The 21450-nt window shown below is 60.3% G+C and carries 17 protein-coding genes; all 17 read right to left on the reverse strand.

Annotation, left to right across the window (positions count from 1 at the left end):
- Window position 1 precedes the first annotated feature (1 nt).
- A complete protein-coding gene (locus tag ABU178_RS12150; protein ID WP_397215128.1) occupies window positions 2-2047 on the reverse strand; it encodes a hydantoinase/oxoprolinase family protein in 2046 nt (681 codons plus the stop codon).
- Window positions 2048-2064: 17 nt separating this feature from the next.
- Window positions 2065-2511 carry a GNAT family N-acetyltransferase gene (locus ABU178_RS12155; protein ID WP_397215130.1) on the reverse strand — a complete coding sequence of 149 codons (447 nt, stop codon included), beginning with the start codon at window positions 2509-2511 and terminating at the stop codon, window positions 2065-2067.
- Window positions 2512-2676: 165 nt separating this feature from the next.
- Entirely contained in the window at window positions 2677-3189 is a 513-nt protein-coding gene (locus ABU178_RS12160) for an Lrp/AsnC family transcriptional regulator (protein WP_397215133.1), read from the reverse strand.
- Between the two features lie 141 nt (window positions 3190-3330).
- Window positions 3331-4647, reverse strand: coding sequence for a 4-aminobutyrate--2-oxoglutarate transaminase (gabT, locus tag ABU178_RS12165; protein ID WP_397215136.1), 1317 nt, complete (start codon window positions 4645-4647; stop codon window positions 3331-3333).
- A 131-nt stretch (window positions 4648-4778) separates the two neighbouring features.
- Window positions 4779-5705 carry a 2-hydroxyacid dehydrogenase gene (locus ABU178_RS12170; RefSeq protein WP_397215138.1) on the reverse strand — a complete coding sequence of 309 codons (927 nt, stop codon included), beginning with the start codon at window positions 5703-5705 and terminating at the stop codon, window positions 4779-4781.
- The gene (locus ABU178_RS12175) at window positions 5705-6550 is read right to left on the reverse strand and encodes a GNAT family N-acetyltransferase (protein ID WP_397215140.1); all 846 of its coding nucleotides are present in this window, start codon (window positions 6548-6550) and stop codon (window positions 5705-5707) included. The genes ABU178_RS12170 and ABU178_RS12175 overlap by 1 nt, the downstream gene beginning before the upstream one ends.
- Window positions 6551-6560: 10 nt before the next feature.
- Window positions 6561-7892, reverse strand: a complete 1332-nt coding sequence (locus tag ABU178_RS12180; protein ID WP_397215142.1) for an NAD(P)/FAD-dependent oxidoreductase — start codon at window positions 7890-7892, stop codon at window positions 6561-6563.
- Between the two features lie 147 nt (window positions 7893-8039).
- Window positions 8040-9704, reverse strand: coding sequence for an ABC transporter ATP-binding protein (locus ABU178_RS12185; RefSeq protein ID WP_397215144.1), 1665 nt, complete (start codon window positions 9702-9704; stop codon window positions 8040-8042).
- Window positions 9701-10552 carry an ABC transporter permease gene (locus ABU178_RS12190; RefSeq protein WP_397215146.1) on the reverse strand — a complete coding sequence of 284 codons (852 nt, stop codon included), beginning with the start codon at window positions 10550-10552 and terminating at the stop codon, window positions 9701-9703. Before ABU178_RS12190 ends, ABU178_RS12185 begins: the two co-directional genes overlap by 4 nt.
- Window positions 10549-11505 carry an ABC transporter permease gene (locus ABU178_RS12195; protein WP_397215148.1) on the reverse strand — a complete coding sequence of 319 codons (957 nt, stop codon included), beginning with the start codon at window positions 11503-11505 and terminating at the stop codon, window positions 10549-10551. The genes ABU178_RS12190 and ABU178_RS12195 overlap by 4 nt, the downstream gene beginning before the upstream one ends.
- 21 nt (window positions 11506-11526) lie before the next feature.
- The gene (locus ABU178_RS12200) at window positions 11527-13131 is read right to left on the reverse strand and encodes an ABC transporter substrate-binding protein (protein WP_397215150.1); all 1605 of its coding nucleotides are present in this window, start codon (window positions 13129-13131) and stop codon (window positions 11527-11529) included.
- 24 nt (window positions 13132-13155) lie between these two features.
- Window positions 13156-14433 (reverse strand): NAD(P)/FAD-dependent oxidoreductase, encoded by a 1278-nt coding sequence (locus ABU178_RS12205; RefSeq protein WP_397215152.1) that lies wholly within the window; start codon window positions 14431-14433, stop codon window positions 13156-13158.
- Window positions 14434-14449: 16 nt separating this feature from the next.
- A complete protein-coding gene (locus ABU178_RS12210) occupies window positions 14450-15118 on the reverse strand; it encodes a haloacid dehalogenase type II (protein WP_397215154.1) in 669 nt (222 codons plus the stop codon).
- A gap of 32 nt (window positions 15119-15150) precedes the next feature.
- A complete protein-coding gene (locus ABU178_RS12215; protein ID WP_397215156.1) occupies window positions 15151-16620 on the reverse strand; it encodes an aldehyde dehydrogenase family protein in 1470 nt (489 codons plus the stop codon).
- Between the two features lie 355 nt (window positions 16621-16975).
- On the reverse strand, window positions 16976-18433 hold the full coding sequence (locus tag ABU178_RS12220) for an NAD-dependent succinate-semialdehyde dehydrogenase (RefSeq protein WP_397215158.1): 1458 nt from the start codon (window positions 18431-18433) through the stop codon (window positions 16976-16978).
- Window positions 18434-18586: 153 nt separating this feature from the next.
- Window positions 18587-19552, reverse strand: a complete 966-nt coding sequence (gene cbl, locus ABU178_RS12225) for an HTH-type transcriptional regulator Cbl (protein WP_397215160.1) — start codon at window positions 19550-19552, stop codon at window positions 18587-18589.
- Window positions 19553-20179: 627 nt separating this feature from the next.
- Window positions 20180-21097 carry a nitrogen assimilation transcriptional regulator NAC gene (gene nac / locus ABU178_RS12230; RefSeq protein WP_397215162.1) on the reverse strand — a complete coding sequence of 306 codons (918 nt, stop codon included), beginning with the start codon at window positions 21095-21097 and terminating at the stop codon, window positions 20180-20182.
- Window positions 21098-21450 lie beyond the last annotated feature (353 nt).

Below are 21450 nucleotides of genomic sequence, written 5' to 3' on the forward strand. Positions count from 1 at the left end.
ATTATGCCCGCTCCTGTGCGGTAATCAGCAGGTTGCCAAACTCATCCACGTTGACCTGCATGCCGGGCGGCACGCAGGTGGTGCAGTCATCCTGGGCGATAATCACCGGCCCGTTAAGCTGATGCCCGGCGCGCAGCTGCTGGCGCAGCACCAGATCTACCTGATGCGATTGTCCGTCAATCCAGGCGCTGACCTGCTTGCTGACCACCACCGGCGCTTCCGCCTGCGCCAGACGCGCCAGCGGCGGTTTCGGCGTGGGTGAAGCGATGACCAGCCTGAGGTTGATCAGCTGGACCGTCGCCGCGCCATCGCAATGACCGAACAGCCGTTCATGCTGACGATCAAACGCCTGATGCAGCTCGCTGACCCCGGCGCACGCCAGCCATGTCTCCTCCAGCGCCACCTCAATCTCAAACGACTGGCCGCGATAGCGCATATCCGCCGACCAGTGCAGGGTAAACGGCAGCGCGCCGTGTTCCTGCGCCAGCCAGCTCTGCGCCCGCTGGCTGAGCGCCTGCGCCTCGCTCGCCAGCTGGTCGGCCAGCGCGGCGTTAAGATCGCCGTAGAGCGTGCAGATAAAGTCGTTGCGAATATCGGCCACCAGCCCGCCGAGCGCCGAGAGCACGCCGGGCGTCGGCGGCACGATTACCCCTTTCAGGTTCAGCTCGCGGGCGAGGAAGCAGGCCATCATCGGCCCGGCACCGCCAAACGCCAGAAACCAGAATTCGCGCGGATCGAGACCAAAGCGCGACAACAATCCGCTGGTATCGCTGTACATGCCGGAGATCGCCTGCTGAATCACCGTCTCCGCCGCTTCTTCAACGCTGATGCCGAGCGGCTGCGCCAGAGTCACACAGGCGCGGCGCGCCGCCTCAATATCCATCTGCACCGCGTTGTATCCCAGATCGCCATGGCCCATCATGCCGCTGACCACAAAGGCGTCGGTGACCGTGGGCTGCGTCCCGCCGCGCTGAAAGCAGACCGGGCCGGGCAGCGATCCGGCGCTATCCGGCCCTACCTGCAATACCCCCTGGCCATCGAGCCGCGCCAGCGTGCCGCCGCCCTGTCCTACCGATGTCACCGCCACCGAGGGGATATGGATGGGAAAGTCGCCGATGATTTCACCGTTGCCCTGCGCTACCCGGCCTCCCACAATCACCGCCACGTCGGCGCTGGTGCCGCCGATATCCAGGCTCAGGATCTTGTCAAAGCCGCAGCGCTGCGCAATATAGCTGGCGCCGATCACCCCGGATGCGGTGCCGGAAAGCACCATCTGCACGCATTCGCGCTTCGCCTGTTCCACGCCCATTACGCCGCCATTGGATTTGGTAATGCGTGGCGGGGGCGTCACGCCCATGGTGGTCAGGGCCCGCTCAAAAGATTCCAGATAGTTGATCACCATCGGCTGCACGTAAGCGTTGATCGTGGCGGTAATGGTGCGCTCATATTCGCGGATAATCGGCCAGATATCGGCGGAACAGGAGGTGAGCAGCTCGGGGGCCGCCTCGTTAACGATCGCCTTCACCGCCGCTTCGTTATGGCGGTTGCGATAGCTGTGCAGCAGCGCCACCACAATGCCCTGACAGCCCGCTGCGCGCGCCTGCTCAACCGCCGCCAGCACGCTTTGCCGATCCACCGGTTGCAGCACCGTGCCATGGCGGTCGGTGCGCTCAACAATGGGAAAAACCCGGTCACGGGTAATCAGCGGGGCCGGACGGCGCGAAAAGAGATCGTGAATATGGGGAATTTTCAGCCGCGCCAGCTCCAGCACATCGCAAAACCCGGCGGTGGCAAACAGCGCCAGCCGCACCCCTTTGCGCTGGATCACCGCGTTGATGCCGACCGTGGTGCCGTGGGTAAAATAGCCAATCTCCGTGGCATCGATGGCGTCACGCTGACGCAACTGTTGCAGGCCGGTGAGAATTTCGCTACCCGGCTGGTCGGGACGCGACAGCACTTTCAGGGTATGAATCTGGTGGGTTTGCCGATCCAGCACAGCAAAATCGGTAAAGGATCCGCCAATATCGACGCCAACGCGATAACGCATCTTGAGTTTGCTCCGGTTCAGGACAAGGGGAATTCCATCAGCTTGTGCGGCTCCTGCACCACACGCCAGCCGAGGCGTTGATAAAGCGCCTGCGCGTCGTTGGTGGAGAGCATCCAGCGATGCACGCTTTGCAGTTCGGGGTGTTCACGCACGCAGGTCGCCAGCCAGCTTCCCAGCCCTTTGCCGCGCCAGGCGTCGTCGATAATCACGTCGCACAGCCAGCCAAAGCGCGTGTAGTCGGTAATCAGCCGGGCGAAACCAATCTGCTGCGTAAGGTGATAAAGGCCAAACGGCAGCGAACCGGCAATGGAACGCGCGGTTTTTTCCCGCGACTGCCCTTTCGCCCAGTAAGTGCGTTCAGAGAGCTGAAAGTGAATCCAGGCGAGGTCCAGTGGTTCACGATCGGTTGAGAGAATAAATTCGTCACGCTGCCACTGGCAGACGGGCACGGTCAGATCGCTCATCGCGGCTCCTTATGAAGTTGCTGAAAGCAGTTTAAAAGTTCAACGCAAGGCGACGGCGTCGAAGCCGCAGAGGCAACAGCGTGAACAGAGGGAATTTTTCGCGGAAATGAAATTTTATGCCGGGCCCCCTCTCCCCTGACGGAGAGAGCGGAAAACCCAGGGAAATCAGATGCCAAACTCGACCTGGTTCTGACGCGAGATCAGCGAGCGCAGCGGCACGCTGCTTTTCATAATGGGGGATTTGATCACGATATAGCTGAAATATTTATCGATGCCGATATGCGCATCAAGCATCTTTTCAATCACTTCCTGGTAGTGCTCGATACTGCGGGTAATAAAACGCAGCAGATAGTCGTAGCCGCCAGTGATCAGGTGGCACTCCATCAATTCATCCACCTCGCGCATCGCGCTTTCAAACTTCATAAAATCTTCGCGACGGTGACCGGTAAGCGTGACTTCAGTGAACACGGTAACCGAGTCGGTGATTTTGGTGAGGTTGATATGCGCTTCGTAACCGGTAATAAAACCGGCCTGTTCAAGCCGCTTTACCCGTTGCAGGCAAGGGCTGGGGGAGAGTCCAACGGCATCGGCCAGATTGACGTTGCTGATACGGCCATCTTTTTGCAGTTGCACGAGGATGTTGATGTCGATGCGGTCAAGTTTCATTAAGCCGTTCATAGCACCCCTCATTGTTGACCAAACGCGCAGGATATCCCGATGGTATAGCACGCTTTCAGGTCGCTGCGCCAGCCTTAACGCGTCACGTACCCATCGGGTTTTTTTATAATAATTCCAGCAATATCAACAGGGAGCAGAGATTTATCCGAGACGGCCGCTGGCACGCGCCAGCGCAATATCAAAAATATGCAACGCTTCCTCCAGCTGCGAGTCGGTGGTGACCAGCGGCGCAAGGAAGCGCACCGTGTTGCGCTGCACGCCGCACTTGATCAGCAGCAACCCTTCCTGGCAGGCGAAATCGAGGATTTTTTGCGTCAGCGCCGCGTCTGGCTGACCGGTTTCAAAGTCGATAATCTCTACCGCCTGCATAAAGCCCAGCCCGCGCACCTCGCCGATGCAGGCATATTTCTCCGCCAGCTGATGCAGACGCGCATTCATCTGCTCGCCGAGCTGATTCGCGCGCGCCAGCAGGTTTTCATTCTCCAGCAGGTCGAGTACCGCCAGCGCCGCCGCGCAGGCCAGCGCGTTGCCGCCATAGGTGCCGCCCAGTCCGCCCGGCAGCGGCGCGTCCATGATCGCCGCTTTCCCCACCACGCCGGAGATCGGCAGCCCGCCGCCGAGGCTTTTCGCCACGGTGACCAGATCCGGCACGATATCGAGATGCTGAAAGGCAAACATTTTGCCGGTGCGTCCAAAGCCGGTCTGCACCTCGTCCAGGATCAGCAGAATGCCATGCTGTTCGGTGATGAGACGCAGCGCCTGCATAAAGCTGGCCCCGGCGGGCAGGAAGCCGCCATCGCCCTGCACCGGCTCGATGATGATGGCCGCCACGCGCTCCGGCAGGATTTGCACTGCAAACAGCTGATCCAGCGCCTTCAGGCAGTCCGCTTCGCTGACGCCGTGATAAGCGTTGGGAAACGGCAGACGATAGATGTCGGCGGGGAACGGGCCGAAGTTCTGCTTGTAGGGTTGGCTCATGCCGGTCAGGGTGCAGCCGAGCAGCGTGCGGCCATGAAACGCGCCGTCAAAAGCGATAATGCCGGGACGTTGAGTATGGGCGCGGGCAATTTTCACCGCATTTTCCACCGCTTCCGCACCGCTGGTGAAGAACACGCTTTTGAACGGCTCGCCGCAGCCTACCAGCTGATTAAGACGCTGCGCCAGCTCGATATAGCCGGGATAGGCGGCCACCTGGAAACAGGCATGGGTTACCAGACCCAGCTGGCGCGTTACTGCGTTCACCACCGCCGGGTGATTGTGTCCTACATTGAGCACGCCGATGCCGCCCACAAAGTCGAGATAGCGATTGCCTTCCACATCCCAGACTTCGCTGCCGCGCGCCCGCTCGATGACCAGCGGATGTGCGGTGACCACGCCACGCGGCACGTTCTGCTCACGGGCATCCAGTAACAGACTGTTATCGGAAAATGTTTGCTGTGCTGCCATGACATTCTGCATCTTTATACCTCATCCACGTAATGTTCGGTTGGCACAAGTATCGCAACCCATGGGTTTCTCGCGCTGCCGTTATGCGCACGGCAGCGGCATATCCTGTTAAATTCCCGTGCCATTCAGCGGGGAAAAGCTGCTCAGTAGCCCCGCCTGCGATCGATCAGGCCAACCATAGCTTCGCCGCGCTGGTAGCGGCGCAGGTTTGCCAGCAGTGCCGCCGCTGCACTCTCGGTTTGCGTCTGGCTGGCGATATGCGGCGTCAGCCAGATAGCGGGATGCGTCCAGAAGGCGTGGCCCGGCGGCAGCGGTTCGGGATCGGTGACGTCAATCACCGCCGCGCGCAGCTGACCCGAATCCAGCGCCGCCAGCAGATGATCCTGATTGAGCTGTGGCCCGCGCCCCACCTGCACCAGCGCCGCGTCACGGGGAAGCTGGCGGAAAAGTTGCTGGTTCAGCATGCCGCGCGTGCTGTCAGTGAGCGGCAGCAGGCAGATCAGGATATCGCTGCGCGCCAGAAAATCGCCTGGCGGCTGCTCGCCATGCCAGCAGGTTACGCCATCTATCATGCGCGGCGTACGGCTCCAGCCGCTGCAGTCGAAGCCGAGCGACACCAGCTGCGCCGCTACCGCCTGGCCCAGCTCGCCCAGCCCCATCACGCCGACGCGGCGCTTTCCGGCGGGTAAACTGGCGTGCCCCAGCCACTGCTGCTGGCGCTGCTGTTGCAGATAGCGCGGCATGTCGCGGTGCAGGCCGAGCACGGCAAAGGTGACGTACTCCACCATGCCCTGCGTCAGGCCTGGCTCAATCATCCGCACCACCGGCAGATCGGGCGGCAGCTGGCTGAGATCGAACTGGTCAGCTCCCGCGCCCACGGAAAGCAGCGCTTTGAGGTTGGGAAACAGCGTGGTGAGATCGTCCGGCGGCTGCCAGGCAATCAGCATTTCAACCTCAGCGGGATCGCCGATTTCCGGCCAGATATGCAGCTGAATATCGGGTGCCTGCTGCGCCAGCCAGCGCTGCCAGTGCGCACCCCGCACCGGCTCTGACTTATAGACGATATGCATCACGCCATCGCCTGGGTCATTAAGCCAAACGCCTGCATCCCCGCAGGATCGGGCTGCCACGGCGTGCCGCGCACCATGGTGGTGGGGGCATCGACCTCATCCAGCCCCAGGCTTTGCAGCCAGGGCGCCAGCGGCAGCGCGGCGTCAACGTCGATGCGCACAAACTCGCCCTGCAACTGCTGCATTAACGCCGCTACCAGCGCCTGCGCGCCAGCGAGGTCGCGGGCGATAATCGGCCCAATCGCCCAGCCGTGACCAAAGCGGCGCAGGCTGGCAAACCCCTGGACGTTGCCCTGCTGATCCTGTAACAGCTGGGTGTTTTCATTTATCAACGTGGTGATCAGCGCAGGCCGCCACATGCCGTGTGCCTGGCGATCGAGGCAGGCAAGCGTCTGCGCATCCTGCGGCGCAGCGCGGCGCAGTTGCACGCCTGCGGGCAGCACAACCGACGGCGCAGCGGCCAGCGCGCGCGTCTGAAGCTGTTTAATCTGACCGGTGACGACAAAGCCGAGCTTCTCGTAGAGTCCTTTGCCCATTTCGGTGGCGTGCAGACGCACGTTATAGCCGTTCAGCGTCTCCAGCAGCGCCAGCATCAGCTGTTTGCCGATGCCGCGTCCCTGCTGCTGGTTATCGACGATCACCAGCCCGATGGTGGCGTACTCGTCGCCCCAGCGCCAGGTGATGGCAGAACCGATTACCTGCTCCTGTTCCTGGGCTACCACGCCTTCGCCTAATTCCAGCGCCTGCTGCCACTCTTCACGGCGATGGGGCCATTTCAGCCGCTGTGTCAGGGCGTAGGTCTGTTCAATATCGCCCGCATGCATCGGGCGCAGTGTAATACTCATGTTTCTCTCCTTACATCATGCCAGGCGCGTTCAGGTCGCTGCCATCTACCAGGCGGGAATAACGATAGGGTGTGGGATCCACAATCGGGGTGACGTCGCTGGCCAGGTCGGCGGCGAGACGGCCCGCGCCCGGTCCGATGCCGAAGCCGTGGGCGCTGTAACCCGCCGAGAGCACGAGGCCCGGCAGTTGCGGCACGGTTGAAATCACCGGAATGGCATCGGGGGTGCTGTCGATCATGCCGCCCCACGCCTGCGCCAGCTGTACATTCGCCAGCGCCGGATACTCCTGACGCATGGCGTTCAGCCCCTGCTGCACCAGCGTAAGATCGGCTGCGGGATCGAGGATGCGGTTGCGTTCAAAGGGCGATTCGCGATCGAACTCCCAGCGCGCCAGCGCTTCCGGCCCGTTAAAAAAAGGCTTCAGACCAAGGTTCAGCTTCAGGTTTTTCCGTCGACGCTTGAAGGTGGGATAGAACTGGCGCGCATAGCGCAGGCCCTGCGCGCCTGGCTCCATGCGGCCACGGCCTGAGACCGCCACCGTGTAGCTGCCATCCAGCTGCGGACGACAGGCGAAGCCGGGGGTGGAGAGCGGCATGCCGATCGCCTGTTCGATGGGACGGGTGCGGAACGCGGTGCCGATAACGTTGCCCAGCGGCAGATCGATGCCGTGACGGCGGCAAAACATCGAGGTCCAGGCGCCCGCTGCGCAGATCACGCGGCTGGTTTTAATCAGGCCGCGCTCGGTCCAGACGCCGCTGACGCGCCCGGCGGCGATATCCAGCCCGCGCACCGCACACTGTTGAAACACCCGCGCGCCACGCCGCTGCGCCGCGATAACCAGCCCCGCCGAGGCGAGAGAGGGTTCGGCATGGCCATCAGTAGGCGAGGAAACCCCGCCACGCCAGGCGGTGGTGCTGCCCGGCGTCATCGCCTTCGCCTGTTCGGCGGTGAGAATATTGCTGCGCACGCCATAAGCTTTCGCCATTTTTCCCCAGTTATCCCAGGCGGCGATTTCGCTTTCGTCGCGCGTGGCGTAGACCAGGCCGGTGCGGCGGAAGCCCAGCTCTTCGCCCGTTTCTTCCTGCAACTCGCTCCAGCGTTGCAGCGCATGGATAATCAGCGGCAGCTCGCGCTCGTCGCGATTCTGCTGGCGGCACCAGCCCCAGTTACGGCTCGACTGCTCGCCCGCGACCAGTCCTTTTTCCACCAATACCACTTTCAGCCCCCGCTTAGTCAGCTCCCAGGTAGCGGCGGAACCGGCAATACCGGCGCCGATAATCACCACGTCGGCTGCGTCGGGGAAATCTGTACTGTCCTGTACGTAACGAATCGGTGCAGGCATCGCCTTTTACCTCTCAAATACATTTAAAATAAAGGCGTTATCGTCGCAGCCAGTTTGTTTACGGCCAGCGCACAGCCACCGGAGCGTACTTGTAGTACGTGAGGATGGCGAGCACTGCCCGGGAACAAAATGGCAAGTAAGATAGCCTTATTCTGCTTTCAGAATCTCTTCGTGCTCATCCAGCCAGCCTTGCCTTAGCTCAGGCACTGCGCGTTTCAGACGTTCGAAATAGAGCTCATTGGTCGGTTTGTCGTAGTCATCCCGCGCCAGCTGAGTCACCACGCGGCCACTCTTCATCACCACAATCTCATCGCATACCGAGCGCACCGCGTGCATATCGTGGCTGATAAAGATCACCGACAGGCCCAGCTCGCGACGCAGTTCGCTGATCAGGTCCAGCACCGCCGCCGCCACCACGCTGTCCAGCGCCGAGGTCACCTCATCGCACAGGATCAGATCCGGCTCCGCCGCCAGCGCACGCGCCAGGTTAACGCGCTGCTTCTGCCCGCCAGAGAGCGCCCAGGGACGACGCCACAACACGCTGCGCGGCAGCTTGACCAGATCGAGCAGCTTATGCAGCTGTTTGACCCGCGCCGCGCCGGTCAGACCGTGGAACAGCGCCAGCGGTCGCGACAGAATACGCTCCACGCTGTGCGCCGGGTTCAGCGCGGTATCTGCCATCTGGAACACATACTGAATGCGGCGCAGCTCATTGTCCGAGCGCTTCTGCATGTCGCCGTTGATGTAATGACCGTTAAACAGAATATGCCCCTGACTCGGCGCATTCAGTCCGGCAATGGCGTGGGCCAGCGTGGTTTTACCCGAGCCAGATTCGCCGATAATGCCAATCGCCTGCCCCTTCCACAGCTTCAGGTTAATCCCTTCCAGAATGGAGATTTTTGGCTTGCCGTGGCTGTCGCGCGGGCCGTACCCGGCTGAGACATCGCGCACCTCCATCAGCGGCTGCTGCTCTCCCTGTTCGGGATGCCAGTTGCCCGGCCTGATTTTTTGCCGCGCCGCGTCCATCAACAGCTGGGTGTACTCCGCCTGCGGCGCGCCAATCAGCCGCTCGGTGGTGCCATATTCGGCAATTTGTCCGCGCAGCAGCACCAGAATGCGGTCCGCCATCTGTGCCACCACGGCAAGGTCGTGACTGACGTAAATCGCCGTCACGCCACGCTGCGCCACCACGCGGCGAAACGCCTTCAGCACCTCGACCTGAGTGGTAACGTCGAGGGCAGTGGTGGGTTCGTCGAGGATCACCACGTCGGGATCGCCAATCAGCGCCATCGCCGTCATCAGGCGTTGCAGCTGGCCGCCCGATACCTGATGGGGATAGCGATCGCCGATGGTTTCCGGGTTCGGCAACGCCAGCTCGCGAAACAGCGTAATCGCTTTGGCTTTCGCCGCTTTGCGGCTCATCACGCCGTGGATCACCACGGGTTCAATCACCTGATCGAGAATCTTCATTCCCGGATTAAAGGAGGCGGCGGCGCTCTGGGCGATATAGGAGACTTTGTTGCCGCGAAAAGCGCGCAGCTGGGTCGGGGTCAGCGCGCTGACGTCAGTACCGGCAACGTGAATATTGCCGTCGGCGATGCGGCAGCCGTGACGCGCGTAGCCCATCAGCGCCATCGCAATGGTGGTTTTTCCCGATCCCGACTCGCCGATCAGCGCCAGCACTTCGCCTTTCTGCACGGTAAAGCGAATGTCGGAAACCAGATTGATCTCTTCGCCACGATCGGTGTGGGCGCTGACGCGCAGATTCTCTACCGAGATGACCGGCATGGCGGTGTGGGGTGTGACGTTCATACGCCCTCCTTCGCCAGCTGTAGCGGACGCATTGCCTGCAGGCTGTCAATGAACAGGTTGGCGCCGATGGTCAGGCTGGCGATCGCCAGCGCGGGCATCAGCACCGCCGGTGAGCCATCAAACAGGCCCTGAATGTTTTCGCGCACCAGCGTGCCCCAGTCAGCGTAAGGCGGCTGAACGCCAAGGCCGAGGAAGCTCAGGCCGCTGAGCAGCAACACGATGTAGACGAAGCGCAGCCCAAAATCGGTCAGCATCGGATGCACCATATTCGGCAGGATATCGTGGATCGCCACGTACCAGCGACTTTCGCCACGCAGGCGCGAGGCGCGCACGTAATCCATTGAGCGCAGGCTGCTGGCCATGGCGAACGCGATACGGAACGCCCCCGGCCAGTAGGTAAACACGGCAGTAAGAATCAGCATCGGCAGCGACGAGCCGAACACCGCAACAATCATCAGCGACAGCACTTTGCCCGGCAACACCAGCAGCGCATCGTTCACGCGGCCTAACACTTCCTCCAGCCAGCGTCCCGCCACCGCCGCCAGCAGCGCCAGCAGGGTGCCGATCAGGCTCGCCAGCAGCGCGGCGCTTAACGCCAGCCCGATGGAGAAACGCGCGCCATAGAGAATGCGGCTGAGAATGTCGCGTCCGAGATAGTCGGTGCCGAGCAGGTTGTCATGGGTGAAGCCGCCAAACATCGGGCCGCCGCCGATATCCTCCACGCTGTGCGGCGCCAGCGCGGTGCCGAACAGCGCCATCAGCAGCCAGAACAGCGAAATCAGCAGGCCGAGACGACCGGCGATCGAAAGCGAAGCAAAGAAGCGCCAGGGAAGCGATAAGAGATTCATGAGCTTCTCCATTTTGGATTGAAGGCGATGGTGAGGATATCCGCCAGCAGCAGCAGCACCAGGTAGCAGAGAGCGAACAGCATCACGCAGAGCTGCACCACCGGCAGGTCACGGTTGCTGACCGCATCCACCAGCTGGCTGGCGAGGCCGGGATAGCTGAAGATGGATTCAATAATGATCACGCCGCCGAACAGGTAGGAAAGGCTAAGCGAAATCGCATTGGCAATCGGCCCTACCGCGTTAGGCAGCGCGTGACGCAGCACCGCGCGCAGCGGGGAGACGCCCTTCAGCAGCGCCATCTCCAGATAGGGGCTGTCGAGCTGATTGATAATGGCGGAACGCGTCATGCGCGCCATCTGCGCCACCAGCACGCAGCAGAGCGTCAGCACCGGCAGCGCATAGGCTTTCAGGTAACTGAGCAGATCCATATCGGGACTGCCGAACGACATCGCCGAGACCCAGTGCAGCTTAACGGCGAAGATCAACACCGCGATGGTGGCGACCAGAAACTCCGGCACCGCCACCGTGGCCATGGTGCCGATCACCAACACGCGATCCAGCAGGGAGCCGCGTTTCATCGCCGCCGTGATGCCGATAATCAACGCCAGCGGTACGCAGATCAGCGTGGTGATCCCCGCCAGCTCAAAGGTGGCGGGTATGCGCTGCGCCACCAGCTGCGCCACCGGCAGATGACTGGCAAAAGAGATGCCGAAGTCGCCGCGCAGCATCCCGCCGAGCCAGCTGAAATAGCGCACTACCAGCGATTGATCCAGCCCCAGCTGCTGACGCAACGCCGCCACCGTTTCCGGCGTGGCGTTCTGTCCCAGAATCATCTGCGCTGCATCCCCCGGCAGCAGACTGGTGATAAAGAACACCACCGCCGAGACGATAAGCAAGGTCAGAATGCCGGCACCCACGCGCCGGGCAATCAGGAACATCATGTATCGGTTCATCGGCGTTCTCCTCGCAGTTAATCAGGCATTCAGCCAGGCGAATTCGTGGAAGCGGTAGCCCATCATCATCCCGGATGGCCAGGCCTCAACGCCGCCCACTTTTTTGCTGTAGCCGTCGGTGGAGCTGATAAAAGTTGGGATCAGCGTGCCGCAGTGGTCGTAGATCAGCTTCTGCATATCGCCATACATCTGCTTGCGTTTCCCCTGGTCGCGCTCGCCGCGCGCCGCGACCACCAGCTGGTCGAACTGATCGTTCTTCCAGCCCGACTCGTTGTTCGGCGCGCTGGAGAGATAAAACTGGGAAAAGAGCATGTCGAGGGTAGGACGTGGATTAATGGAGCCATAGCCCACCGGATCTTTGGTCCAGTGCGTTGACCAGTAACCGTCATAAGGCACGCGCCGCACCTTGAAGTTGATGCCCGCGCCGCGCGCCACCTGCTGGATCAGCTGACCGCCCTCCACCGCCCCTTCAATATTGGGCGTGGTAATGATCTCCACCGTAGCGCCATTCATCCCCGCTTTCTGGATATAGAATTTGGCCTTTTCTACATCGAGAGGACGCGGCTTCAGCTCGTGGTTATAAAGCGGATGCCATGGCGGAACCGGGGTGTCGTTTGCCACGTCGCCATAGCCCTGCAACACGGTTTTCACCAGCATTTCGCGCGGTTGTAGATATTTCATCGCCAGCACAAAATCTTTATTGCTGCCCGGCTTGATGTCGGTGCGGATAATCAGGTTGGTATACATGCCGGATTTGCTTTCCAGCAAGGCAAAATCGTGGGTGGCCTTGATGCGTTTACAGTCGGTGGCGGAGAGCGTCGAAACAATATGCAAATCGCCGGACATCAGCGCGTTGACGCGTGCCGCCTGATCGGTGACGCCCAGCAGTTCTACCTCGTCCAGATGCGGCAGTCCCGGCTTGAAGTAGTTCGGGTTGCGCGTGCCCACGGAGCGCGTCCCCGGCGAGAACTCTTTACAGATGTAGGGACCGGTGCCCACCGCTTTGGTAAAGGATTTGGTGCCGTCCTGGATGATAAGAAAAGGCGAAGTCGCCAGCATATAGGGCAGGTCGAAGTTCGCCTGGCTGAGCACGATCTGCACTTCGCTGTCGCTGAGCGCCTTGATGGTGGTCATCTGCTCCGCCAGCTTAAAGGCGTTGGACGCAACGGCGGGATCTTTATGGCGGCTCAGGGAGTAAACCACATCCTGCGACGTGAAGGGTTTGCCGTCGTGGAAGGTGACGCCCTTGCGCAACACAACCCGCCAGGTGACGCCGTCCGCTGACTCCACCGACTCGGCCAGCGCAGGCTGCACCATCAGGCTTTTATCCAGCTCGGTCAGGCCGTTGTAAAACATATACTGACGGGTATAGTCGCCGCTGTTGTTGCCCTTGGCGGGATCGAGGGTATCGGTCGCAGAGGCGTTCGACATGGCGGCGCGCAGCTTGCCCCCTTTCACCGGCGTATCCGCCGCAAAGCTCAGCGCGGGAAAGCCGATCAGGCCCGAACTCATCACCGCACCGGCGGAGAGCAACTTCATGATACTGCGACGCGACAGCTTTTTTTCACTGATTGCCTGCGTCAGGGTCGGATTCACAGCGCCAAATTCTTTACGAAATTTACTCATCTGCACACCCTTAATATGAAATGGTTAGGAGAGTCGATCCTTCGCCTTGTAATAGAGACCCGCGAGAGGCAAAAACCAGGGTTTCCCATGATAACCGGGCAGCGCGGGCCAGCTGTCGCGCTGCCAGGGGTTTTCGTTGCTTTTTCCCGCCAGCAGATCGGCCATGATGCGCCCCATCAATACCGACATTTGCGTGCCGTGGCCGCTGTAGCCGAGCGAATAAAAAATGCCTTCATGCTCTCCGGCGCGCGGCAGACGATCGGAGGTCATATCCACCATGCCGCCCCAGCAGTAGTCGATGCGCGCCTGCGCCAGCTGCGGGAACATTTTCGTTAACGCCGCCTGCAAAATTTCACCGCTGCGGGAATCGGAGCTGGGGTTACTTACCGCGAAGCGGGCGCGACCGCCGAACACCAACCGCCGGTCGGCGGTGGTGCGGAAGTAGTTGCCGATATTCAGCGAAGTGACGTAGGTGCGATCGTGCGGCAGCACCTGGCGCAGCAGATCGTCATTCAGCGGCTCGGTGACCACAATAAAGCTGCCTACCGGCACGATGCGGCGCTGGAACCAGGGAAAGGGGCCAACGTTGGAACAGCCGGTAGCCATCAATACTTTGTCCGCCACGATGTCGCCCTGCGCGGTCTGCAACCGATGACGATAGCCATCGAGGCGCGTGATGTTGGTGACGGCATGATGCGGAAAAATTTTCGCCCCGCTGCGCGCCGCCGCTTCCGCCAGGCCGACGCCAAATTTGCCCATGTGCATCTGGCCGCCGCGCTTTTGCAGCAGGCCGCCATGAAAATCGTCGCTCGCCACTTCACGACGAATGTCCTCTTTGCCGATCAGCTCAATCTCCGGATCGACGGTACTGCGCATCAGCTGCCAGGCCTCCTTCAGACTGGCAAAATGCGCCGCCTTGCTGGCCAGCTTCAGCTTGCCGCACAGGCGAAAGTCGCAGTCGATCTGCTCGTCATCGACCAGACTCTCCACATAGCTCACCGCGTTATCAAAGGCGCGGTAGAAACGGCTCGCCTGTTCGATTCCCTGGCTCGCCACCAGCGAGGAGAAGTTCTGCGCCACGCCGGTGTTGCAGTGGCCGCCGTTGCGCGCCGAGGCCTGGCTCATCACCTGACCGCTCTCCAGAACCACCACCTCCAGGCCGCTGCGCGCCAGGTTCAGGGCCGCTGAGATACCGGTAAAGCCGCCGCCAATCACTACCACGTCGGCGCGGGACGGCAAGGCGCCGCTGGCCGCGCCGCTAAAGGCCGGGGCGGTGGCTTGCCAGAAAGATTCCAGTTTCATATTGCGGCCCCTCGCTTCAGAGTCCGACCACGGCGGGCAGGCCGCCGATGTCGTTGATTTCGGTATAGCCGTAAGCCGGATTGCCCGGTTCGTGACCGCGATTCACCCAGGCCTTGTGGGTAATGCCGAGATCGTGCGCGGTCATCAGGTCGTAGCGCAGGCTGGAGGAGACGTGAAGAATCTCTTCCGGGCCGCAGTTCAGCTTGTCGAGCATGTACTCGAAGCCTTTCATCTGCGGCTTATAGGCGCCCACTTCTTCAGCGGTGATGGTGAGATGAATCGGCGCGCCGAGACGCGGCACATGATGAGGAATGAGATCCTTCATTGAGTTGGTCAGCAGCACCAGCGGGAACTCTTTGGCGACTTTCGCCAGGCCCGCCGGAACGTCCGGGTGCGGACCCCAGGTGGCGCAGTCGGTGTAGATAAAATCGCTGTCCGCTTTATCACAGGCGATGCCCCACTTTTTGCAGGTGCGCTGTAAGGCATTGCTCACCACATCGTAATAAGGCTTCCACGCGCCCAGCACTTCATCCAGGCGGTAGCGGGCGAAATCGGTAGTGAAGGCGTTCATTTCATCCGGCGCAACCCGATTGGCGAAGCAGCGCGCTGCCGCTCCCGCCATATCAAAGTTGATTAACGTGCCGTAGCAGTCAAAGGTGATGAATTTCGGTTTAAACAGTGCCATCTCGCAACCTCGTGGTTATTGAAAAGGGAAAATTAAAAATCAATTAATACGCTTTTCTGACGCTGACAGGCCTGAAACGCCTGACGACCCAAATCTTTGCCGATGCCAGAGCCGAGAAAGCCGCCGGTGGGGATAATGAAATCGCCGGAACGACCATAGCGGTTAATCCACACGGTGCCCGCCTCAATGGCGCGCATGGCGCGCAGCGCGCGCGGCAGGCTGAGGGTATGCACGCCCGCACAGAGTCCGTAGATGGCGTGTGCCGCCAGTTGCAACCCCTCTTCTTCCTCGTCGAAGATCTGCACCGTCAGCACCGGGCCGAAAATTTCTTGCTCCACTGCCGGGTTATCTGCGCCCGGCGCGCTGAGCAGCGTCGGCTGCCAGAACCAGCCGTCGGCGGTATCGGCAAAACGTTCGCCGCCCACCAGCACTTGCGCGCCCTGCGCTTTCGCCGCCGCGATCACCGAGGCAACCTTGTTGCCCTGACGCGCATCGATCAACGGCGCGTAGCGGCTGGTTTCATCCCAGGTGACGCCAGGACGGAAGGTCTGACAGAGCGCCACCAGACGTGCGATCAGCGGTTCGGCAATGGCGCGCTGTACGATAAGGCGCGTCCCGGCGACGCAGGCCTGGCCGCCGTTGGCGGTAAAGCCGCGCAGAATACGCTGCGCCACGGTGTCGATATCGCCAGCGTCGTCGAACACCAGCTGCGGACTTTTGCCGCCCAGCTCCAGCGTGACCGGCTTCATGCCGTGGTAAGCAGCATCGCTCATGATGCGCGCGCCGGTCAGGGTCGAGCCGGTAAAGGAGACTTTGCGCACCAGCGGATGCGCCACCAGCGCGCTGCCGGTTACCGCCCCGCTGCCCTGCACGATATTCAGCACGCCGGACGGCAGACCCGCCTGCACGGCCAGCTCTGCCATGCGGGCGGTGGAGAAAGGCGTGAGTTCAGAGGGCTTCAGCACCACAGCATTTCCTGCTGCGAGCGCCGGACCGCATTTCCAGGAGGCCATCGATAGCGGAAAATTCCACGGCGTAATTGCTGCGATCACGCCATACGGCTCCGGCACCAGCATGCCGAGGCTGCTGTCGCGGGTAGGAAAGAGATCGCCGCTGTACTTGTCCGCACACTCGGCGTAGAAGCGAATCGCTTCGGCGGTAAAGGGAATTTCGTGATTCACCACGTCAGAAATCGGGCGCGTGGATCCCAGCGCTTCCAGCTGCGGCAGCGTGGCATCCTGCTCAATCAGATCGGCCCAGCGGCGCAGCACTTTGCCGCGTTCGCGCGGGGAGGCGCTGGCCCAGCCGCTGGCTTTCACCGCCTGATGCGCCAGGGTGACGGCGCGATCCACATCGCCGGCCTGCGCTTCGCTCAGGGTAGCGTAAGGTTTGCCATCAGAAGGCCGGTTTACGCTCAGCTGCTCGCCCTGCGTATCACAATGTTGGCCGTCAATATAATGACCGGCGGGCAAAATAACTTTTTCAGGGTCGAAACTTAACATGGAAAATTCCTTATTTGTCACACCCGGCAAACCACAGAGAATTAAACTTTTTATCGCGCTTTTGCGCAGCGTTAATAAGCTAATGCAGAAAGTATGCCAGCCCGTTAAAAAATAAAAATGCGTAAAAAAGAGCGCAAAAAAATTTTCTGCCGTATTACTAAGGCAAATTTTGCGGAATTGCCGAAGCTTTAAACAGATGATTTAGCTCACAAAATATGTGCGTTGATTTGGTGCAGTTTGCATGAAACCTGCACTAAAAAGGCGACAGGCCGGAAGAAGCGGCAAAATACAGCTATAAAAAAACGCCTGCAACTCATGATTGCAGGCGTTTTGATGATGATTTATCAGGTGTAATTTAGAGGCTACCCATATGGAAAGTTTTATTTTCCAGATATTCCTCAATTCCATAGCGCGAGCCTTCGCGTCCAATGCCCGATAATTTAATTCCGCCAAAAGGCGCGACTTCCAGTGAAATGGCGCCGGTATTAAATCCTACCATGCCAAATTCCAGCGCTTCCGCCACACGCCAGGCGCGACGAATATTTTCCGTGAAAAAATAGGCGCCGAGACCGTAAGGCGTATCGTTCGCCATGGCAATCGCCTGTTGTTCATCGTCAAAGATAAACAGCGGCGCCACCGGGCCAAAGGTCTCTTCATGGGCGATTCGCATGCTGCTGGTGACCTCGCCCAGCACCGTAGGTTGCACAAAGGTACCGTTGCGCGGGCCGATACCGCCGCTCAGCAGCGTCGCGCCCAGGCTCAGGGCGTCGTCGATATGGCTGTTCACCTTCTCAACCGCCCGATCGTTAATCAGCGGGCCGATGGTACTGTCCGGCGCGAAGCCGTCGCCGACCTTCAGCTTCGCCACCTCTTCCAACAGGCGCGCGGCAAAGCGATCGTAGATGCCGCGCTGCACCAGGATGCGGTTAGCGCAGACGCAGGTCTGACCCGCGTTGCGGAATTTGCTGGTCATGACGCCCGCAATGGCAATGTCAATATCAGCGTCGTCAAACACGATCAGCGGCGCGTTGCCGCCCAGCTCCAGACTCAGGCGCTTGATGCTGTCGGCGCTCTGCTGCATCAGCAGTTGGCCGATGCGCGTTGAGCCGGTAAAGGAGATTTTGCGCACCGTGCGGCTGCCGGTCAGCGCTGCGCCAATTTCACCAGGCAGGCCGGTGAGAACTTGCAACACGCCAGAGGGGAATCCGGCGCGCTCCGCCAGTACCGCCAGCGCCAGCGCCGAAAGCGGCGTGAGTTCAGAGGGTTTAACGATGATGGGACAGCCCGCCGCCAGCGCCGGGGCCACTTTGCGCGTAATCATCGCGATGGGGAAGTTCCACGGCGTGATGGCGGCGGCCACACCCACCGGCTGTTTAAGCACCAGGATGCGTCGGTCATCGCTCGGCGCCGGAATGGTGTCGCCATAGATGCGACGCGCCTCTTCCGCAAACCATTTCACGAAGCTGGCGCCGTAGATCACTTCGCCTTTCGCTTCCGCCAACGGTTTGCCCTGTTCAGCGGTCATGATGGTAGCGAGATCGTCGGCGTTCTCCACAATCAGCTGATACCACTTCTCCAGCAGCGCCGCGCGCTGAGCATTCGGCGTTTTGCCCCAGGCGATGCGCACCGAATCAGCATAAGCGATCGCCTGTTCCGTCTCTTCGGTGCCCAGCGCCGGGATGGTCACCAGGGTATTGCCGGTAGCGGGATCGATAACCGGCAGCGTCGCGCCCTGGCGGGCATCCTGCCAGCGGCCGGCAAACAGCGCCTGCTGACGTAGTAAATCGCTATCTTTCAGTTTAATACGCGACATAGCCTCTCCTTTTTTCACCTGATCTCACTCTATCGCGTCGGAACAGCGGATGATGGCTTTCTGCCGTTAGCCGTAACGCATCAGCGGGTGTTTTCAGCGCGGAAAAAAAATTTTATGCCGCGCCGCCGGGTGAGGGTTGGAGAGCATGCCCGCTTAAATCTGGAAGTCGATAACCGCCACTTCTTCTTCGGTTGTCTGATAAGAGAGCGCCTGCCGTTTGATCTCCTCCAGCGACAGATTGGCGTTACACAGCTCCAGGAATTGCCAGACGTAGTTGCGCTGAAGCTGGCCGCGCTTCAGGCCGAGCCAGACGGTGCTCGCTTCAAACAGATGCCGCGCATCTACCCGCACCAGTTCCTCATGTTCTTCTGTCTGGCAGGCCTGATCGGCGAGAATGCCGACGCCCAATCCCAGCTCCACATAGGTTTTGACCACGTCAGAATCCTGGGCGCTGAGCACGATATCGGGTTTGAGTCCGGCAGTCTGAAAAGCGCGATCGACACGGGAACGACCGGTAATGCCCTGGCGATAGGTAATCAGCGGATAGCGGCTGAGCATACTGAGCGAGACCGACTCCGCCTGCGCCAGCTCGTGGCCTTTCGGCACCAGCAGCGCATGGTGCCAGCTGAACCAGGGAAACGCCGCCAGGCTGGGGTTGTTGACCAGCTGCTCGCTGGCGATGCCGATATCCGCCTCACCCGCCAGCAGCATGGTGACGATTTCCTGCGGCGATCCCTGATTGAGTTCGAGGCGGACGTTGGGATAGAGCTGGCGAAAAGCTTTGATCACACGCGGCAGGCTGTAGCGCGCCTGGGTATGGGTGGTGGCGATGGTGAGCACGCCGCTGGTTTCATTGGTGAACACATCCGCCAGGCGACGGACCTTACCCGCCTCATCCAGGATGCGTTCCGCAATGCTTAACAGGGCTTTACCCGGTTCCGTCATTCCCAGCAGTCGCTTACCGCGACGAATAAAGATCTCCACGCCGAGTTCATCTTCCAGATCGCGTATATGACGGCTGACGCCCGACTGCGAGGTATAAAGCGTGTTGGCGACTTCCGTCAGGTTAAACTCACAGCGTGCCGCCTCGCGGATGATTTTTAGTTGCTGGAAATTCATACCCTTCACTCCTGTTACCTGCCCATGTTTCTCTCATGTTAAGAAGTGATATCGATAGCAACAAATAATAAAAAAATGCGTGTTATACGGAAAAGTCATAAAGGATGGGATCGGGGGTGCGGCTCGTCCTGGCCTGCGTTCCTTCCTCAGCGCGCCGGAAGCCGGAACCACCTCCCCGCCTGCATGTTCATTGTTTTTATTTAGCGCAGCGTTGCCTGAAAGCACGTAAAACACTTTCAGCAAGGGCGTTGTTTAAAGAAGTAAGTCATCGCTTGCAGCGGGGGTGTTGGGGCGGCCTTTTCATCGCTGAGCGGAAGAAGGATTTCAGGACGAGCCGCATGGATGCGGCGAGAGTGAAGGGCCGCGCCAGGGACGGCGCGTCCCGAACGGTCCGTGAGAAATCCTGAGGAAGCGAAGGCACCGCGAAGCGGCGATGAAGCGGGCCGCGAGCCCGGGGTCAAGGGGGCGCGGCGACTGGCGCCCCCTTGTCGGTCGCCCGCACCGGGGGGCTGAAACTGCATCGCCTGTCGGCGAACGAAACCTTCTCCGCGGTAACGAATAGCTCCGCTCCAGCGGATAGCCCCGCGCCAGCGGACATCCCGGCGGCATGTCTGCCGCCCCTCAACCTCAGCTTACTAACATCAGTTCACGGTCTTCGACCAGCGGCTTATTCAGCAGCGACAGCAGAATATTCTTCACCGCCTGAGCGGATGGCGACAGCGGCAGCCGCGCTGAAACATTCAGCGACAGCGGCAAATTCAGCGACGGGCTGTTAATGCGCGCCATCCAGGCATTGGTTGAGCTGACCAGCGCACGCGCCGCCGACTCCGGCAGTACCGTGACGCCCATACCGCTGGAAACCGCGGCGGTCAGAGTGGAGATCGATTCAATTTCACCAATGATGCGCGCGCTCAGACGACGCAGGGAGAAAGCTTCATCAACACGCTTGCGCACGGCGCTATAGTCGCGCGGCAGGAACAGACTCATCTGTGCGACCTCGGCCAGATCCACCGTCTGTCCCGGACAGTCGGTCGCGCCGACCAGATAAAGCTCCTCTTTCATCAGCGGAATGCTGTTAATACCGGCAGTGGGCGCGCGGTCATACAACACCGCCATATCCAGCTGGCCGCTCATCACCTTCTCATTCAGCGACGCGCCGCTGTTCTCATGCAGGTAAACCAGCACGTCGGGATATTGATCGCGCACCGTCTGCAACAGCGGCATGGTCAGCGATGAAGCCGCCGTGCCCGGCGCCAGGCCAATAGAAACCTGCCCGCTCAACGCCTGACCGGCATTGATCACCGCCGTCTGCGCCTGTTCGCACTGACGCAGAATCGTCCGGGCATGAGCGTAAAGAATCTTTCCGGCCTCGGTGGGCGTCACGCCGCGTTTGGTACGGATTAACAGCTGCTGGTCCAGCTCATTCTCCAGCGTGGCGACCTGTTGACTGAGCGCAGGCTGCGCAATGTGCAGCACTTCTGCCGCCTGTGTCAGGCTGCCGATATCGACGATTTTTACAAAATACTTCAGTCGTCTTAAATTCATGTTGCCTCCGTCAAGGATCCCCGAATGCCAAAGTAATGGTTATGTTTTAAGCCTGCCGGCTTGATGTTGATAAGGATTGCAATATGCAGGCCAGGTTTGGTTTAGCGCTAAAAACCCGTCTCCGGATTTTTCCTAACAGACCGAAAAATAAGCGTTTCTGATTACCCATTTCGGGTTAATAAGCAGCAGAAATAAGAAAGAGATCAGAGCAGAACGGCAAAATGCACCGGAATGGTGCGGGATATGCGTATCAGATGTGCAAAAAAGTGATGACCCACTGGTGGATTTTAATGCAGCTTGCTTCAACGATGGCGGGCGTATTGGCGGTCAGGGCGCGTGACGACTGGCGTCAC

The sequence above is a fragment of the Pantoea osteomyelitidis genome (assembly GCF_044342975.1).
In the GTDB taxonomy this organism is placed as follows: Bacteria; Pseudomonadota; Gammaproteobacteria; order Enterobacterales; family Enterobacteriaceae; genus Pantoea; species Pantoea osteomyelitidis.

Coding starts and splice junctions, on each gene's coding strand:
- ABU178_RS12150 (WP_397215128.1), bottom strand. CDS start 2,047: ATGCGTTATCGCGTTGGCGTCGATATTGGCGGATCCTTTACCGATTTT.
- ABU178_RS12155 (WP_397215130.1), bottom strand. CDS start 2,511: ATGAGCGATCTGACCGTGCCCGTCTGCCAGTGGCAGCGTGACGAATTT.
- ABU178_RS12160 (WP_397215133.1), bottom strand. CDS start 3,189: ATGAACGGCTTAATGAAACTTGACCGCATCGACATCAACATCCTCGTG.
- gabT (WP_397215136.1), bottom strand. CDS start 4,647: ATGCAGAATGTCATGGCAGCACAGCAAACATTTTCCGATAACAGTCTG.
- ABU178_RS12170 (WP_397215138.1), bottom strand. CDS start 5,705: ATGCATATCGTCTATAAGTCAGAGCCGGTGCGGGGTGCGCACTGGCAG.
- ABU178_RS12175 (WP_397215140.1), bottom strand. CDS start 6,550: ATGAGTATTACACTGCGCCCGATGCATGCGGGCGATATTGAACAGACC.
- ABU178_RS12180 (WP_397215142.1), bottom strand. CDS start 7,892: ATGCCTGCACCGATTCGTTACGTACAGGACAGTACAGATTTCCCCGAC.
- ABU178_RS12185 (WP_397215144.1), bottom strand. CDS start 9,704: ATGAACGTCACACCCCACACCGCCATGCCGGTCATCTCGGTAGAGAAT.
- ABU178_RS12190 (WP_397215146.1), bottom strand. CDS start 10,552: ATGAATCTCTTATCGCTTCCCTGGCGCTTCTTTGCTTCGCTTTCGATC.
- ABU178_RS12195 (WP_397215148.1), bottom strand. CDS start 11,505: ATGAACCGATACATGATGTTCCTGATTGCCCGGCGCGTGGGTGCCGGC.
- ABU178_RS12200 (WP_397215150.1), bottom strand. CDS start 13,131: ATGAGTAAATTTCGTAAAGAATTTGGCGCTGTGAATCCGACCCTGACG.
- ABU178_RS12205 (WP_397215152.1), bottom strand. CDS start 14,433: ATGAAACTGGAATCTTTCTGGCAAGCCACCGCCCCGGCCTTTAGCGGC.
- ABU178_RS12210 (WP_397215154.1), bottom strand. CDS start 15,118: ATGGCACTGTTTAAACCGAAATTCATCACCTTTGACTGCTACGGCACG.
- ABU178_RS12215 (WP_397215156.1), bottom strand. CDS start 16,620: ATGTTAAGTTTCGACCCTGAAAAAGTTATTTTGCCCGCCGGTCATTAT.
- ABU178_RS12220 (WP_397215158.1), bottom strand. CDS start 18,433: ATGTCGCGTATTAAACTGAAAGATAGCGATTTACTACGTCAGCAGGCG.
- cbl (WP_397215160.1), bottom strand. CDS start 19,552: ATGAATTTCCAGCAACTAAAAATCATCCGCGAGGCGGCACGCTGTGAG.
- nac (WP_397215162.1), bottom strand. CDS start 21,097: ATGAATTTAAGACGACTGAAGTATTTTGTAAAAATCGTCGATATCGGC.